A 16,890-nucleotide genomic window follows, 5' to 3' on the forward strand; every position below is an offset into this window, starting at 1 on the left:
GGTGATAATTTGATTTGTGCCATTCTTTTTCCTCCAATAATAAAATAAAAACTATGTAACATTGAAAATGATTCTGATTTAATCATATCAATAATTACATAGATGCACAACGTTAATTATAAAATTATTTATTATATTTTTTTATTTAAAATAATATTTATTAAAAATTTGTAAAAGATCACTTTAAATCAAGAGTACCTAGACTAAAGCCAATCTGCCTTTTTTCAAAACATCTTTTCTGAATTTTTTACTTTGATACCATTTTACTTTTTATAAATAAATCAATGTGTCTGTCTTGGGTAACTGAAAAAAACGGAACAGCATCAACCTTTTTAGCTAATACTATCCCTTCGTCATTTATTATTTGATTTTCCTCTTAACATTTCATTGTTTTTTTTAAACACCTTTATCATATCATTATTCTTCAAAATCAATAGATATATCTAATAATTTTTTTTAATCTAGAGATGAAGAATTCAATCTCCAATCATTTTTAAACATTTTTTCTGCATTCTAAGTACTAGCTATATTCAATAAGTATTGGAAATATAGAAAGTAATTTACTAGCTCTAAACAGAGCTAGACAAAAATTGTACTTTTCCCTCTTGCTATTGAGTATATTTCAATCCACTAGCTCTAAACAGAGCTAGACCGACTCTTATTTAATTTAGGTTTTTGTTGTTTTTGTATTTCAATCCACTAGCTCTAAACAGAGCTAGACCAAATCTAAAGAAGAGCTTGTCGGCGGCGATGAATGATTTCAATCCACTAGCTCTAAACAGAGCTAGACTCTTTATCGTTGGCCATGTTTCCAAGCGCATCCAAATTTCAATCCACTAGCTCTAAACAGAGCTAGACAATACTAAAAAAACATTCTATTAAGTATTACTCATTTCAATCCACTAGCTCTAAACAGAGCTAGACCATCGATATCTTTCTGTTTCTTTTCATCGTCAATTTATTTCAATCCACTAGCTCTAAACAGAGCTAGACAAATGAGATTCAGCTTCTTTTAATAGAAGTTTTTATTTCAATCCACTAGCTCTAAACAGAGCTAGACATTGTCGGCAGCGTAGCGTGGAGGGAAATGAAATATTTCAATCCACTAGCTCTAAACAGAGCTAGACATACTAATTTGAGGGACTAGAAAATCTAGGTAAATTTCAATCCACTAGCTCTAAACAGAGCTAGACATAAATATAAGATAGAGAGCATCTTTTTGTAAAGATTTCAATCCACTAGCTCTAAACAGAGCTAGACAAGATGCTTACTATAAAACGACTGACATTACATTATTTCAATCCACTAGCTCTAAACAGAGCTAGACAAATCACCTATTTGCCAACCAGCAGGATTAATAGAATTTCAATCCACTAGCTCTAAACAGAGCTAGACTCCACAATCTCCGGAAAGAAAGCGTGAGGAATACATTTCAATCCACTAGCTCTAAACAGAGCTAGACAAAACAGGTAATAGTATGTTTAATTTAGGGATAATTTCAATCCACTAGCTCTAAACAGAGCTAGACTGTTTTTTGCAGGCATTGGCGGGCAATCCTAGATATTTCAATCCACTAGCTCTAAACAGAGCTAGACACTTATTCCAAGAATTTGCTTCATATATTTGGGATATTTCAATCCACTAGCTCTAAACAGAGCTAGACATGGTTATCATCGATTGGCAAATCCCCCAAAAATAATTTCAATCCACTAGCTCTAAACAGAGCTAGACAAAACGCTGCAACATCTTATAAGTACACTAGAGAGATTTCAATCCACTAGCTCTAAACAGAGCTAGACGACTAGGTATTGAATATCATCATTATTCAGCAAAATTTCAATCCACTAGCTCTAAACAGAGCTAGACTGTGAAAATAGCTCAAAATAAGTACTTTTTATCCTATTTTCACTTTAAAAGAACCTTTCTATTAAAATTAAATGAGAAAAAAGACCTTTTTTCTTTAAAAAGTGTTCAAATTCTGGTGCGAATCCCCTAGAGATTTTATGTGCACTTAGGGTTCGCACCAAATAAATCATATTAAAATATTAAAGGGTCTTCTACATTAAAGCTTTCTTTCGCTCCAACATGCTCTACTTTATTCTGATAGTTATTGCCTAACCGATAAATTCTTAAACTATCTTGTTCTTCATCAATTAAATCAATTAATTCTTTTTTCAATTTTGTTAACTCGGTTGCGTCTACTATACATTCAAAAACAGAATTTTGCACTCTTTGACCGTAATCTTGACATTTTTTTGCTACTTTTCTTAATCGTTTTGTTCCATTTTCAGAACTTGTCGCCACATCATAGGTAATTAAAACTAGAATAACACTCACCTACTTCCATAAAAAAGGTGGATATCCATCTAAATCATCTCTAAGAAACCGACTTAATAACAACACTTGGACATAAGGAACTAAACCCCAATTAATTTTTTCTCCTAAAAAAGGATGTTGAATCTGTTCTTGTTTCTTTTCTTGCCAGTTTTGGAAAAACTTTCGTCGCCCGTCATCGGTTAAAATAACTGCTCCACTTTCTTTTTTAACAAAGTCTTTAGCAGTAACAATCTTCTTATTAATTAAAGTCAAAACAAATCGATCAACGTAAATTCCGCGCAATTCTTCCATTAAATCAAGTGCCAACGAAGCTCTTCCAGGTCGATCTTGATGCATAAATCCAACATATGGATCTAACCCGACTGTTTCTAAAGCGGCTGTGCATTCATGAGCTAATAAAGTATAAGCTAGTGATAACATTGCATTAACATTGTCTAAGGGAGGTCTGCGATTTCTGCCATAAAAACCAAATTCCTTTTTTTGTTGCAAAATCATTTGGTCAAATAATAGGAAATAGCGATTGGCTGCTTGACCTTCAAAACCTCGCAAGGTTTCCAAATCTTCAACTTGCCGAACTTCTTCAATATATTTTTTTAATTCACTAAAAATTTGTTTAAACTGATCCACATCTACTCGTAATGGATTATCTCGGGTCAATCGTTCCAACATCCAACGTTGATTATACAATTTGCCAATGATGAAATGACGTGCAATTGCTACACTCTCTGCTTCGTTATCTGATATTCGATATTGTTTTTTACGCAAAGTAACATTCCCAGAAGTTCCTCCACTGATGCGACTACCAAATTTTCCCGTTCTTGTTAAAAAAGTAATACAAATATTTTTTTCAGCACATTTCCGCATTAATGCAGGACTAGCGCCTAAATAGCCTGTTGTCACAACTGATTCCAGATTATGGAGTGGAACTCTTCCAAGCTTTGCATCGTCTTTCAAAATCACAATGTTTTCTCCATCTAAGGCTAAGTAAGTATCTGGTGTGGTCACAAATAATGTATTTAAAAGCTTTCTCATTCACACAACCTCCGATCTAAATAGCCTTTTACTGTCTGACTGTTCATTAATTTAGGTAAACAAATATTTTGTAAGGAACATTTTTTGCAAAAATTCCCTGTTTTTACTTTTGGTGTATAGCGTCTTTTCCAGTATTGATGCATTTCTTTGACGTTTTTTAAAAGTTCTTCTCGTAATGTGGAAGTAATTTCAACTTCTTCTCTGCGCTTTGTTTCATTGTAATACAAATAGCCTTTCGGTACCTCACAAGCTAACATTTCTTCTAAACAAACAGCTTGAGCCGTCAATTGTAGGATATCACTAAGTTCTTGCTTGGGTTTGCCATGTTTGTACTCTACTGGCACAGGTAAAAAAGTTCCTGTTTCTCCATGTAAGGAGACACCGTTAGAATCCTCAATAAACTCTACTACATCACAAATCCCAGTAATACCAATGGTTGGAGAGTGTACTGGCAAGGCTCGAACAATAATCCGGTCTTTTCGCTTTTCCCGAATCGTTGGTTGGTCTGCTTTTTCATGAAGATAATTTCCTTCTAACGTTAGCACATTTTCTTGCCATTGCTGTTCAATATGAATGAACGCCCACTGTCTACGACAAAACAAAAAATGTTGTATGCCAGAAATCATTAAGTAGTCTTGTTCATCGTACATTTTATAGACCTTCAAAAACCGTTAATTCAATACCTTCCAAGGGTTCAACAGTAATCTGATAATCATCAAAAGATTTAGCACGGTCTACTTCTGGAATTTTTTCAATCTTAACTGAACGGTGAACTTTTGCTGAAGAAGCTTTTCCCATTTTGCTTGGGTGTTCCCACCAATAGACTTTTTCTACTGCCATGCTGCCATCGGGACGAGCAGAGGAAGCATCGTTTTCAAAAAGGGTTAGTAGCGCTTCTTTAATTTTTTCAGCATCTTCTTCGGTAAAGCCAGTTTTTTCAGCTAGTTGGACATTGATGCTACCGTTGAAGACATAGAGACCGAAGTCTACGAAATGTTTGGTGCCCATTGTGTCAGAACTTTTACCGCCGCCTTCACTAACCGAGTTAACGCTTTTGGTAATTTGCATACTATTAATGTCAATCGGATCAACACTTACCGCTGTTTGGATAGAGACTGGTCCACGTACTCCAACAGAAAGTTCTAACCCTTTGAATGCAAAAACTTGTCCGAAACTCCGAGTATCAATCCAAGTTTCACACGCAACTTCACTAAAACGTGTTACATCTGCCTTCTTTTTATCCCCAGCAATTTTCTTTAGTTCTTCTACGGAATCCACTCGGTCTTTCAAGCTTTTTAGTCCATCATCTGCTCGATCATCTGATTGAACAAAAACTCGTTCTCCTAAATCCTGCAGACGATTTCTTATTTTACGTTTAATCGCAACATCCGAAACTTCTCCGTATCCATCAAAATTTTGTCGAGGGCGGTTTCCATTTAATGGATCACCATTAGGATTGGCATTTGTTACTGATGTAATCACTTTGAAATCAATTTTGTGGGTTAAAGTTGTCATGTGTTATTCCTCCGTTTTCTCTTCTTGTTTTTGTTTTAAATCATGTCTTTGACTGTAGTAACCTAATAAATACTTTCCATTTAGCGCTTTATCTGTATAATCTTCTGGGATAAAAGAATTCCCAATTTCATCAAATAACTTTTGGTAGTAGCTACCTTTCCCTCTTAACCTAGCTTGATACGGTATCAAATTTTCCTGAATAATTTTCCATGTTTTTAATGGATGGTTGCTAAACGCATTCATATAGCGAATTGCATTAGTGCTTCGGTTAATTCCAGCTTTGTAAAGGGCTCTTTCTTCTAAAATATCTGCTACAGCTAACATTCTGCCAAATAAATAATTTCGGTCTGTTTCATTTTTGTCTAATGCCACACTTTTTTCCTCCTTTTTATAATTAAAATGTTTCTTCATCACTGCACATGCAATGCTTAATGTTTTCTCCCATTCCCATTTTTCCATACTGACTGGATTAGACGCTCGTTGCAAGAGACTTCTCACTAAGTTTAACGGAATTGGTTTGTTGTCTACGACACAAGGATATAATTCTTGAATTGTATTTTTTACTAATGTATCACTCGCTCTCATGCCATAAGCTGCTTCTGCAATATCTCTTAAAGATGGCGCTCCCCAAAATGTATAGCGTTTCTTATCTTTACTGCCGTAGGTATGACGCCAGAAGCAAGTTTGATGCCACTGTTTAAGGCGTTCAAAATATAGCTCTTTTTCAATAGATCGGTAGTATAAAATTCCCATTCTTCCTGGTGTTGCTGCATCTAAAATCATAATGTGAATGGGTTCATGGTAAGTTAATTTTATACTGTATCCGTTAAGAGCCTTCGTAAATAGTTCAGAAAAAGCTTGATGAGTAGTATCTGGCGTTAGCAAAGCTTCCGCCTCTTCATCGGTCGCAAATAAACTATCTAAATCAAGGAAATTAACACTTGATCCTTCAGGAGAAGGCATCTCTGTTTCTTTTTTTCCCCAAGTTAAAAAGACTCGACCGTCCAAAATGAAGGCTTGTTTTCCTATCAACCATTTCAACGCATTGTGTCCTTTTTGAGAGGCTTCGTAGCTAATTGATGCCACTTGATTTTTATCGGTAAATCTTCCTCGATAAGTAAAGTTAGTAGAATCATTTCCAGAAATAATTTTTGCCATATCTCCTCCATAACGAACTTTTGAAGGATGATTTTCAGTTAAAGGTAATTCTTCTCCTGTTACATAATCTAAGCTAGCATCTGACAATTGTTGGGTATAAAACTTAATAAAAGACTCGATTACATCTAAATCACCCCAAAGCGGTCGGCTTCCTTTTCCTGTCTCATAAATGGAAAAGCGGATAAAGGCAGTTGTTTGTTCACCTACTAAAACGCTAAATAATAAAGGTTTTTCTCCTAATTCTTCTTCCAACTCTTTTGACCACTTTGGAATTAACTGATGGTCTTTTTCAACCATAATTTGTTCATTAATCAAATCTTCAATCATTCTGGCTTTTTTTAGATAAGCTAAAACACTTTTTACATCTGGATGGGCAAATTCTGATTCACACCAAGTATTAAGATTATTAATATACATTTTATAGGAAGGAACTCCTTCCTTACTTTTCTTGTAAGTCCCTCCAAACTCTTCAAAGTCACCCGCTACATAAACTAAATTGTCATGCATACCATGGGGAGCTGAGGTAGTTCCTGATCTTCCGGCAGATGGAATACTAACAGGAATTACCGTTGGTGCTTCTTCTTTTGGGATAACTTTGGCTGAATGAAACTCTCCTTCTGGTGTAACCAAAACTTCTATTTGGGCATTTTGATACGCATGGGCAATTGGCAAAAGAACAATTTCTTTTCCATAATTTGTACGTTGAATTTTTCCAGCTAGATCTTTATTTTCTTCATAAGTATCATATAAATCTTTTAACCAACTCATTGTTGCTCCTCCTTTTCTAAGGAGTCAAATAAGCGATCAACAGGTTCGATATCTGACCAATCAAAAGATTTCGCCGTCATTGCTCGTAATGGACGAATTAGAGAACACTCTTCTGGTCGATTAAATTTAATTATTCCTTTTTTCATTTTAGGTTGCCATAAACGTACAGCTAATTCATCCTTCCCTGTTTCATCGGGATACGATAAGCCATGAACCATCGTTCCAAAATGAAGTTCCCCTTCATAATCATCGTATGCCCCTTGCGCTTCCCCAAAAACAACAAGTTCCACATACCCCTGACATTCTCTTGTTCCTAGAAAAATATCTCTTCGTCCACCTGCTTTAATTGAACGTTTTAAAATTTGGAAATGTTTATCCTCATTCCAATCTTCTTTTAAATCTGGACGATGTTGGTTAAACTCAAAGTGAACCTTCACTTCGTAGCAGGGCTTTTTGAGATATGTGTAATAAGCTAGATCACTGGCACTGCTGTCATTGTATTTCATTGGTCGGATTCCCTTTGCTTCCATCTGAATCGTATTCATCACTCGAACTTCATCAATATAGTAAACAATGCTTGGTTTCCAATAGATAGATTCTGTGATCCCTTTTAAAGCTTGGTACGTCGGTACTTGGTAGGTCATTTTCTCTCCCCCCATTTTTGTAATGGGATCAGTGAAAAGCCCGTAGTCTCCATAGACTTTAAAAGAAAGTTGATTTTTGTATTTCACAAATAATTCCTCCTTTTCTAAATTTCTAAATACGCTGTGGGTGCTTCTGCATTTACGTCTACCCCAAAATATTTGTCATAGGCATTTTCTGTCAGTGCCAAAACTTCTCCGTTTAATAAAGGATAGATAACTCCATTTTTCTGTAATTGATTAATTTCATGTTGGAATAAGTTAACCATATATTGTTGTGTTTTTTTCATTATGTAGCCATACTCTTCTAGCGCCATGTTTCCATTGATTTTGGCGATTAACTCTTTTCCTTTTTCGTAAGGAACTAAGACAGAGGTTGTGGGACTATCAATCACTTGGAAGTATTTCCCAACAGTTTTAGGACTGCTATGAAATACTAACTGCGGAAGCTTCCCATGAGCATTTTTATAGTGATTCAGCCCCTCTTTTCCTTCTCCCAACAAAGAAAATAAATTCAGTCTGGTTTTTTTAACAGGATAACGTAGTTGGGATTCAAATTTCTCATAATAATTCTCAAAATATCTTTTTTGTAATGGATAAGAAAGCAACTCTTGGTTGCACTCCTTTAATATTTCCATGGTAATTTCTTTTCCTTGACTAATTTCCGGTAAATGAGTTAAGTTTTCTGCCTTAGGAGAGAGATTGATTAAATAAACTGGTTGTTGTTCATTCTCTCCATTTCGGTTACAGCGCCCAGCCGCTTGGGCGATAGAGTCCAGTCCAGCTACAGAACGTATGACCGATTGGAAACTAATGTCAACACCCGCTTCAATTAATTGAGTCGTCACACAAACTAACTTAGTTTCAGGTTGTTCTACTTTCAATTTCCCACGCATATTATCAAGTAATTCTTTCCGATGTTTGGCACACATGGAGGTACTTAAATGATACAATTCAACCTTTTCTAATGGATTATTTTTAAAATATTGATAGAGTTCTCGAACCGCTTTTTTGGTATTTAAAATAATCAATAAATTATCTTTTTCTTGTAAAATTTCTTGACTAAAACCAGCTAACTCTTCAATCGTCCAGGTTGTTTTTTTCGTTCTATCTAGAATTTCCACACGTTTAAAACTCTGTTCAACTTCGGCTAGGTTAGAAACCATCTCTCCATCTGCATCTTTTGCCAATTTTCTTCCCACGCTTTCCAAAGAAGGTTGAGTAGCTGTGCATAAAACACTGGTTGTCTGGCCATATCGTTTTAAGAAGTTTACTATTTCGTTGAACAAATACGTACAGTTTGTTGGAACCCCTTGCGCTTCATCAAAAATAATGACTGCATTTGTTAGGTTGTGAAAACGTCTTGGATTTCTAGTTCCTCTACTATAAATTGCATTTAAAAACTGAACCATGGTAGTAAAAATGATTGGACTTTCCCAATTGTCTTTCATCAATGCTTGTTTCTGTTCTAATTCTTCCTGCCTAATTAATTCTCTTTCTTCAACTTTTTCTTTAGAGTCTTCCTCTGTAAAAACGTTAGAATGATGCTCTAAAATATTTTCTTCATCTTTTAGTATTTCTCTGACAGTCTCAGCATTTTGTTCAATAATTGTCGTGAATGGCACAACATAAATGATACGTTCTTTCTTGTGCTTCAAGGCATGATTCAATCCAAAGCGCAAACTAGCTAAAGTTTTTCCACCTCCTGTAGGAATGGAGAGAGTATAAATTCCTGTTTCTCTTTCAGCAAATGCTTTACACTGGTTTGACATCTGTCCTCTAAGCCGATTAATTGGTGTATCCGCTTTAAACGTTCCTACTTTTTCTTCCAAAAGTTTGTTATAAGTAGTAAGCAACTGATTGTTTTTATGCTGCTTGTATTGTTTCTTTTCTTCAAATAACATGGTATTGGTACGATCTGCATCCAGCAAACAACTGTAAACGAATTTTAGTAAGAAGAAGGTCGTATTTTTTTTCATTTTCCCATCTTTTTGGTAAAGCCCTTTCAATTCATCGCAAGCCTCTTTTAGTAATGTTTTAAATGCCACTTCTGATATCGTTTCTTCAAAAAAACGTTTTTGAATGGCTTCATATTCTAAAATGTCAATTTCTTCAACTCGCCTAAGATAATCCGATTTCGCTTCGCCCTCTGGTGTAAAAAAATCTTGCAAGCCTCGGCTACTATGGTGAGATATAATTGCATTTCCAACTAATTCGGCTAATATCAATGAAAAAGGATCTCGGCTATTTGTATGACAATAATCGTAAAGTAATTTCCCGCCTGCCGTAGAATGATCAACACTACCACGAGTAACACTTTTCGGGTCTTCGACTGCTTTTCTTAAATATTTTTGAAATTCCTCTGAGTACTTCCCTAAATCATGAAGTAGTCCAGCTACGTAACAAGTTTTTTCTAATTCGAGTTGTTTTCCCCAATTAGCGCTAAGTTGGGCTGATTGTATTAAGTGATCTTTGAGTAGTTGCTTTTCGTTATCTTCTTTTCTGATATGTGCGATAAATCTCATTTCTTTCACCTCAATAATAATAATACCATTTACAGTAATAATATTTAAGTCAATTTGCAAAAAAAAAATAGAAAAAGATCATTTAACGAAAATGATCTAATCTAACTTTCTATTATTTTGATTCATATACTTGGCTTAGAAATTTATTCAAACTCCAATCTTGCACTCTTTAAAAGAGTGCAAGCCTTAAATAAATAGAAGTTTCTGTTAATATTTCAATCCGCAAAACACTAAAATATGTTTTGACAATCTTGGCAAATTATTATAGCCAATTTACCAAGGCAAATCATTATAACAAGTGATTGTCCATGAATCAAGTATAGATATCATATACTCAGATAAGTGCATTTAAATTCTCGTTTCAATATTTAGCTTTCTATGGTAAAATATATTCAAGTCTTAGTTAGCTTTGTTTTTAAAGTAAGGTTTAATAATAATCACTATTACCAGTAGTGATATAATCACAATCCAGCTACCATCTAGTTTGATTGTGATTTCTTTATTCCATTCCCATAGATGAAATAAAACTAAAGAAAACCAAGTAGCTAAATATGCCTCCAACAATAACTCTAACATTTTTTTCTTCATCCCGATACACCTACTTTCATTAACAGAAATTTCTAGTTTAAAATCCACCGCCTTTCTTTAAAACAATTCTATCATACAAATTATCATTAGACAAGTCCAACATTTTATATAAATTCCCTAAGACAATGAAAGAAAAAGACAGAACCTAAGTTCTATCTTTTTCTTTCATTTAATATAGCGAATCTTTCCTTTTAAAATAAATGACTTCTACTCCCCATATAATTACTGCACCTACAATCATCAACTGAAGGGAATTATCTAACTGTCCTGTTTTCGGTAATCTCTTGCCTGTATTTGGCAATACCCTATCAGATATCTTTTTCAGCAATGTTTTGTCATTCGTTTTTGTGACAGTGATGACTTGATTGGCTGTCATTTCAAAATTGACTGGTGTAGCATCTTTTTGATAACCTTCTGGGGCTTGGGTTTCTATAAATTCATAGTTTCCATTTGGCAGGTCTTCTACAACAATTTGTCCTGTTTCATTTGTTGTTAGGTTGTTCTTCACTGTTTTACCTTGTGCATCTTGTAGGCTAAAGACTGCTCCTGCCAATGTTTCCCCTGTTTGCTTATCAATTTTGGTTAAGATTGCTGTTTGTTTTTTAGGCATATTGGCAATCGTAGTGTTGACAGTGGTCGCCTTCGTCAGTTCAAAAATGAACGGTTTCTTATCTAATTGATATCCTGCTGGCGCTGTCGTTTCAATCAATTGATACGTCCCTGCTTCAAGATTTCCTACAGCCAGTTTTCCAAATTTATCTGTAGTAATCGATTCTTTAATGACTTTGTTATTTTTCCCAATCAATTTAAACTCTGCCCCTGACAAGGCTTGTCCTGTAAGTCCATCAATTTTTGTTGCAACTAATCCACCTAGCGTTTGTTTATTGCTCTTAGTAACTTGTACAGCTTCGGTTTGGTTTGTGCTGATACTAAAGTTAACTGGAGTTGAGTCAGTTGTATAGCCTACTGGCGCTTTTGTTTCAACCAATTGATAATTACCAGCTTTCAAATTTGAAATCACTAATTTTCCGTTGTTGTCTGTACTTAGGTTTTCTTCAATTTTAGTCCCATCACTTTTTTGAAGAGTAAAAATAGCTTTCGGTAATATCTTTCCTGTTTGCTGGTCGGTTTTTGTTAAAATAACTGTCCCCTTAAGCGCCTCATTTGCCATTTCAATTTCAGTGGCTTTTTGTTGTCCTTTTTTAATTTCAAACGTGAGAGGTGTACGATCAATTTTATATCCTTCTGGTGCTTTTGTTTCTACAAATTGATAATTTCCTGGTGCCAATGACGAGATATTTAAGGTTCCAGCCGCATCTGTTTTATGACCACTGCTTATCACCGAACCGTCAGCTTTTTGCAATTCAAATACGGCATTTTCTAGTGGCTTTCTATTATCCTTGTCTACTTTCTTAAGGATCACATCTCCTGGCGTTTGCTGATTGGTTACAGTAACTTTGGTTGGAGCTGCTTGCCCTTCCTCAATTTTAAAAGTTCGTGGTGTGGCATCTAGAATATAGCCATCTGGCGCATTCGTCTCAACTAATTGATACTCTCCTGTTGTTAAATCAGCAATCGTAAACTTCCCTGCTAAATCTGTCGTATGACCGCTACTGATTAAAGTACCATCTGTCTCTTGAAGTTGGAAAACAGCTCCTGCTAATGGTTCATCGGACACACTATCTGTTTTTTCTAATTCTAAACTGCTGTAAAAAATCTTTTTATTTTTCACGATAATTGGTGCCATATTTTCTGTTACAGTGATGGCTTTACCTTCTTTGTACTCTGAATCGACTTCATAACCGGCAGGCGCTTTTGTTTCCTTTAGCTTGTATTCCCCTAAAGGTAATCCTGGAAATTCTATTGTTCCTTGGTCGTCGGTTTCGCCTTTTAATCCTGTTTCGGTGCCATCTTCCTTAAGAATTTCAAAAACAGCTTCTTTTAACCAAATGCTTTCATTGGATTTATCCACTTTTATAACATTAAGATTTTCCGTTTTAATAATTCCAGAACCACTTCCACTTGTAAAATTCAGGTTGACACTTGCTTCTGATTTTCTATAATAAATATTTAGTTCACCATAGCTAGGAGAAGAAACTGTAGAAGTATTCTTAATTAACCCAGGGAATTCGCTAACAGTACTATACGTTATTTGAATATTATCTTCTGCTACATAATCATTAAACGTAACAGTAAAAGTGTTACCGGTAATTTTAAGCTGGTAGTAGTCACTGCTGATTCGCTCTCCGGTCGTGACATTTTTCACAACAAAGGAGATTGGATCATAAGCGGCATTCGTTCCACTATTATCTAAGGTATCACTAATCACTGGATTTTCTACAGGCATTGTTTTCGAAATACTACGAGTTGTCACTGTCCAATTGGCTACATTCTCTTTTTTAGGATCCTTATTCACCTGCTTAGTTAAAGCATTCTCATAATTTGATGCATAGACAACAGCATTGTAGTTTACTGTCTTATCATCATATTGAACAGCTACCGTGTTGTTCAACTCTTTATATAAATACCAGTCCTTTTTCACACGAGTTTTGTACTTCACATAAACTCTTTTTGATCCAAGTTTACCAAATTCCAAGTTTAGAGTGTTATTTTCAGTATCAACTTTCGTTGGGTATGCATTTGAACTAGGGTCTAAAAGATTGTAATCATAGCTCAAATAAGAGGTCATCTTATCTAGCATTACTTGGTTAGTCACTTCTTCAAACCTTAAAGATCCAGGAACTAGCTCACTGTTTGCTGGCAAAGTATCTTTTAAACTAGTCATAATGAATTCACTACCTTTAGAATTAACAAGAATTAGCCAGTTTTGATACAAATATTGACTGTCTGAATACGTTGTTCCCCCTATTTTTGTTCCCCCTGTATAATAAGGATTAACAAATTCTCCTTTTGCCTCGTATTCAATAACTCCTGGTACGTCACCGTAATTTAAGGTCGCTTTATTTTTGACTTCTGTTTTTTCCTTTGAAGTGTTTAGTTTTGTATTAATCGTGATAACCAGTGTATCTTTTAATTCTGCATACTTTCCTAAAAAATCGATTCTGACACCACCATTAAAGCTACTAGGTGCTCCGTTGACATTTGGTTGAACGCCAGCTGGCGAACCTGTCTCATCAAATTGGGTGATTTTATAGTCGGTTCCTTCGATTAAATTTTCAAATACTGTATCTGAAATTTTCTTCTTCACAACTAAACTAGTATAATCAACAACGGGTCCTATAAAATAGTCATGAACAATCGCATGATTCATTGAGTATTTTTCAGAATTGATGGTTAAACTCCACTCCATCGTCTGTTTATAAACATCAATTATTCCTGATTCTTTATGAAGTAGATTTGGAATCAAGCTGACTTTCGCTTCTTGCAAATTTTTGCCATCGGAAATTTTATTGGTAATGATTCGTTCTGTTGGGTCTGTGATTTTTGTTGAATATTTTACTACGTATGCTTGATTTGAATTTCCTTTGGGAGACATTTCTATTGAACCAGAACTATCCGATGCAAAAGAGACATTCCAGTCTGAAACCCCATCCCCTTGGTTTTCAACCGTATAAGTATAGCCACTAGTATATTGAATACCGACTTTTTCAACAGTTAGTGAATCCTCCACATATTCAACACCTTGTTCAGTTAAATCCATTTTTAACTTTGAACTACTTGTTAAGGGTTGCTCATTAAAATTGTACTTAACTATCCAGTCAATATAGCCAGTTTCTTTATTTATTTTCCCACTAACATTCAAGGGCTGAGCGGCAACAAAAGATTTCGAATCATAAGTACTAGCAATGTTTATTCCTTCTTCATAAACATAAGAGTAACCATAAAAATAATTGCTTTCACTGGAGGAGCCATCCTCTTTAATATAATACGGTCCATCTATCCCTGATATTTTAGATTCTACGAAAATTGCTTTCTTCCCTAGCTTGTTGGTCAATTTTATTTCTGCTGTCGCCTGATAAGTACCTATTCCTTTTTGAGTTATCTGATAGTCAGCACCTTCTGTAAGCAACGTTTTAGTTCCAACTAGCTCTCCATTAAAATCGACATCACTTTTATACACATGTAATGAATCAAAAACTAGTTTACTATTAGAACTATAGGTTTCCACTTTAAAAACACGGTTGTCTTGGTCTGTTCTATCTAGATTAAAGATCGATTCAATACTTGCAGTTTTAGGATTAATCGTTCCTAAAGTCACTTTTGTTTTACTTTTACCTTTTTCTATACTAGAAGTGGTTTCAAGTCTGTAAGTAGTTGGTATAGGCGTTGTATCAAAAACAACCACTTGTTCTTCTTCATCTATTCCATTAACCTTTTCTAGCGAGGTAATCAAGTTTAACTTATACTCTTCTGACACAACGTTGTCTTCTAAAAAAGTGATTTTCAATTTCTTAGTTGCTGCATCAATCTCCCATTTTGCAGAAGTCATTGGACTAAAGTCACCAGATAAATTTTTAACAATAGCAATTTGAGCTGGTAATTGAGTAGTAAATATATCACCCGCGTGGTAATTTTTGTTAGCAAACGAAAATACTAAATTAAGCTTGATACCTGACATATTTGGAATCGTATCTGTGCTCTGAATCTCATCTCCGTTTATTTTATATAGTTTTACAGAAGTAAACAGATTGTCAGTAATCACTGTTGGCGCTGTCTCTTGTGTTGCGCTTTTGACTGCTACTTCTTCCTTTGGTTCAACTACATTCATTGAATTTGCTGGCTGTTTTTCCACTTGCGTTGAAGCAGTTGAAGCCGGAGCTAATTCTGTACTTTCAGCTTGCTTAGTCTCTGAAGTTTCTACTTGTGCAATTGATGAGTTACTTGTTCCAGTGTCTGAGCTTTCGTTCTTCTCTTCTCCCACGGTAACTGATTCAATATTTTTTTCAAATTCTTCTTGTGCATAGACAATAGCTGGACTGAATATTTGCAAAAGCATCATAGAAATTATCGTTAGCGCAACCATTTTATTCTTCATATTATAAATACTCCCCTTTTATCAATAAAAAATGCTTGTTTCCCTAATATAACAAGCGCTTTTTTCTTTTTTAAAGGAAAAAATAAGTCTTACAATTGAGTAAGCCTCTCCTTAATTACCTTCTTAATTTTCTGTTCTGTTCTAATCAATCTGATTTAATGTATTCTCTGCTTCTATTTATAAAAGTATCTCCCTTCCCTCAATTGCTTTTTTATAAATAGCTTATATCTATAGTATACTATTTACCTACCTTCATTTCAATATAAATTTAAAATAAAAAAAATATTAAAATTATAAAAAGTATGTAAATGGTAATAAAATCTGAAAAGGTAGAATAATTATTTATCGTGGAAAGAAACCCAACCAACTTTTTCTTTGAAATAAACCGGTCTAATTGTTTGTGCCACGCTCATAAAAATCCTATATAACCAGATGAATGAATACCAAGAAATATCGAGAGTGCTCCCCTCAGAAAAATACACCCCACTCACTTATTATGTAACATTTATAAGAATCCAATGCGATTTCATAAGGAAGAGTCGTCCTCAAAAGTTCAGGTCAAAACGGTCATAATTCTTTACAAGTTTATACTTATAGTTAGGTTCTCTTTATATCGTCTTCCCACAAAAAACGACTAGGAAAGTTCGTTCATCTAATCCAGTTATCGCAATAGCTATTCATAGTAAATTTAATATATTATACTATAATAAAATTGAAAATATTTTATTAAAATAACTTTTTTTGAACCTATATCAAGAGGAGGAATTATAATGAAACACATAAAAAAAGAGTTTATGCTTCATTGCAAGCCAGAAAATGCTTGGCAGCTTATTGTTAATCGTGATAAGTACAAATTATGGGCTGCTGCTTTCCAAGTAGGATCTACTTATACTGGTGATATGGGATTAAATGAAACCATTTTATTTGGTGATGGTACTGAGAATGGACTAGTTGCTAAAGTAATCGTTTTTGAACCAGAAAAAGAAATTAAATTCTCTTTCTTAGGTGAAGTGAAGGATGAGAAATATTCTGAAGTTCCTGAATTTTCAAACATGTTTGAACAGTATATATTTGAACCTGTAGGGAATCAAACTAAAATGCTTGTCGATGTATCTATGGAGGATAAATATTATGATATGATGAATGACTTGTGGGATAAAGCTGGAATAGAAATTGAAAAACTATGCAATTAATCTGAAATACCTTTCAATCAACCATAAAAGAAGAGAGTGGGACAAACACCCATGAGGGCTAACGCCCTCACCAAACAGAATGAAAATAAAGTGATCGACCTGCAGGCTTTTTCCTGTCATACTAGAGATGACAGAAG

At 34.6% G+C, this 16,890-nt stretch carries 10 protein-coding genes and 1 CRISPR repeat array; of the genes, 1 reads left to right on the forward strand and 9 read right to left on the reverse strand.

What is annotated here, in order from left to right:
• The first annotated feature begins 552 nt into the window (after positions 1 to 552).
• Positions 553 to 1,866: a CRISPR direct-repeat array (repeat unit 33 nt; unit sequence ATTTCAATCCACTAGCTCTAAACAGAGCTAGAC).
• A 171-nt stretch (positions 1,867 to 2,037) separates the two neighbouring features.
• The 9 genes from cas2 to BCR26_RS14000 form a co-directional block, all read right to left on the reverse strand.
• The gene (cas2, locus tag BCR26_RS13960; RefSeq protein ID WP_069699619.1) at positions 2,038 to 2,328 is read right to left on the reverse strand and encodes a CRISPR-associated endonuclease Cas2; all 291 of its coding nucleotides are present in this window, start codon (positions 2,326 to 2,328) and stop codon (positions 2,038 to 2,040) included.
• Positions 2,329 to 2,337: 9 nt separating this feature from the next.
• Positions 2,338 to 3,369: a type I-C CRISPR-associated endonuclease Cas1c gene (gene cas1c, locus BCR26_RS13965; protein ID WP_069699610.1), complete on the reverse strand. Its 1,032-nt coding sequence runs from the start codon at positions 3,367 to 3,369 to the stop codon at positions 2,338 to 2,340.
• Positions 3,366 to 4,019: a CRISPR-associated protein Cas4 gene (gene cas4 / locus BCR26_RS13970; protein WP_069699611.1), complete on the reverse strand. Its 654-nt coding sequence runs from the start codon at positions 4,017 to 4,019 to the stop codon at positions 3,366 to 3,368. Before cas4 ends, cas1c begins: the two co-directional genes overlap by 4 nt.
• 1 nt (position 4,020) lies before the next feature.
• Positions 4,021 to 4,884 (reverse strand): type I-C CRISPR-associated protein Cas7/Csd2, encoded by an 864-nt coding sequence (cas7c, locus tag BCR26_RS13975; RefSeq protein ID WP_069699612.1) that lies wholly within the window; start codon positions 4,882 to 4,884, stop codon positions 4,021 to 4,023.
• A gap of 3 nt (positions 4,885 to 4,887) precedes the next feature.
• Positions 4,888 to 6,810 (reverse strand): type I-C CRISPR-associated protein Cas8c/Csd1, encoded by a 1,923-nt coding sequence (gene cas8c, locus BCR26_RS13980; RefSeq protein ID WP_069699613.1) that lies wholly within the window; start codon positions 6,808 to 6,810, stop codon positions 4,888 to 4,890.
• Positions 6,807 to 7,541, reverse strand: coding sequence for a type I-C CRISPR-associated protein Cas5c (gene cas5c, locus BCR26_RS13985; protein WP_069699614.1), 735 nt, complete (start codon positions 7,539 to 7,541; stop codon positions 6,807 to 6,809). Before cas5c ends, cas8c begins: the two co-directional genes overlap by 4 nt.
• A 17-nt stretch (positions 7,542 to 7,558) precedes the next feature.
• Positions 7,559 to 9,976, reverse strand: coding sequence for a CRISPR-associated helicase/endonuclease Cas3 (locus tag BCR26_RS13990; protein ID WP_069699615.1), 2,418 nt, complete (start codon positions 9,974 to 9,976; stop codon positions 7,559 to 7,561).
• Positions 9,977 to 10,375: 399 nt separating this feature from the next.
• On the reverse strand, positions 10,376 to 10,612 hold the full coding sequence (locus tag BCR26_RS13995; protein WP_211272310.1) for a hypothetical protein: 237 nt from the start codon (positions 10,610 to 10,612) through the stop codon (positions 10,376 to 10,378).
• 121 nt (positions 10,613 to 10,733) lie between these two features.
• A complete protein-coding gene (locus BCR26_RS14000) occupies positions 10,734 to 15,560 on the reverse strand; it encodes a SpaA isopeptide-forming pilin-related protein (RefSeq protein WP_069699617.1) in 4,827 nt (1,608 codons plus the stop codon).
• A 770-nt stretch (positions 15,561 to 16,330) separates the two neighbouring features.
• On the opposite strand from BCR26_RS14000, the gene BCR26_RS14005 reads away from it, so the two are divergent.
• Complete coding sequence (locus BCR26_RS14005; protein WP_069699618.1) at positions 16,331 to 16,753, forward strand: SRPBCC family protein; 423 nt, start codon at positions 16,331 to 16,333, stop codon at positions 16,751 to 16,753.
• The last annotated feature ends 137 nt before the right edge of the window (positions 16,754 to 16,890 follow it).

Origin of the sequence: Enterococcus rivorum (genome assembly GCF_001742285.1) — a bacterium.
In the GTDB taxonomy this organism is placed as follows: domain Bacteria; phylum Bacillota; class Bacilli; order Lactobacillales; family Enterococcaceae; genus Enterococcus_L; species Enterococcus_L rivorum.

What these genes read in the sequence shown, in the direction of transcription:
- cas1c (WP_069699610.1), bottom strand. Translation starts at nt 3,369, where the DNA reads ATGAGAAAGCTTTTAAATACATTATTTGTGACCACACCAGATACTTAC.
- cas4 (WP_069699611.1), bottom strand. Translation starts at nt 4,019, where the DNA reads ATGTACGATGAACAAGACTACTTAATGATTTCTGGCATACAACATTTT.
- cas7c (WP_069699612.1), bottom strand. Translation starts at nt 4,884, where the DNA reads ATGACAACTTTAACCCACAAAATTGATTTCAAAGTGATTACATCAGTA.
- cas8c (WP_069699613.1), bottom strand. Translation starts at nt 6,810, where the DNA reads ATGAGTTGGTTAAAAGATTTATATGATACTTATGAAGAAAATAAAGAT.
- BCR26_RS13990 (WP_069699615.1), bottom strand. Translation starts at nt 9,976, where the DNA reads ATGAGATTTATCGCACATATCAGAAAAGAAGATAACGAAAAGCAACTA.
- BCR26_RS14000 (WP_069699617.1), bottom strand. Translation starts at nt 15,560, where the DNA reads ATGAAGAATAAAATGGTTGCGCTAACGATAATTTCTATGATGCTTTTG.
- BCR26_RS14005 (WP_069699618.1), top strand. Translation starts at nt 16,331, where the DNA reads ATGAAACACATAAAAAAAGAGTTTATGCTTCATTGCAAGCCAGAAAAT.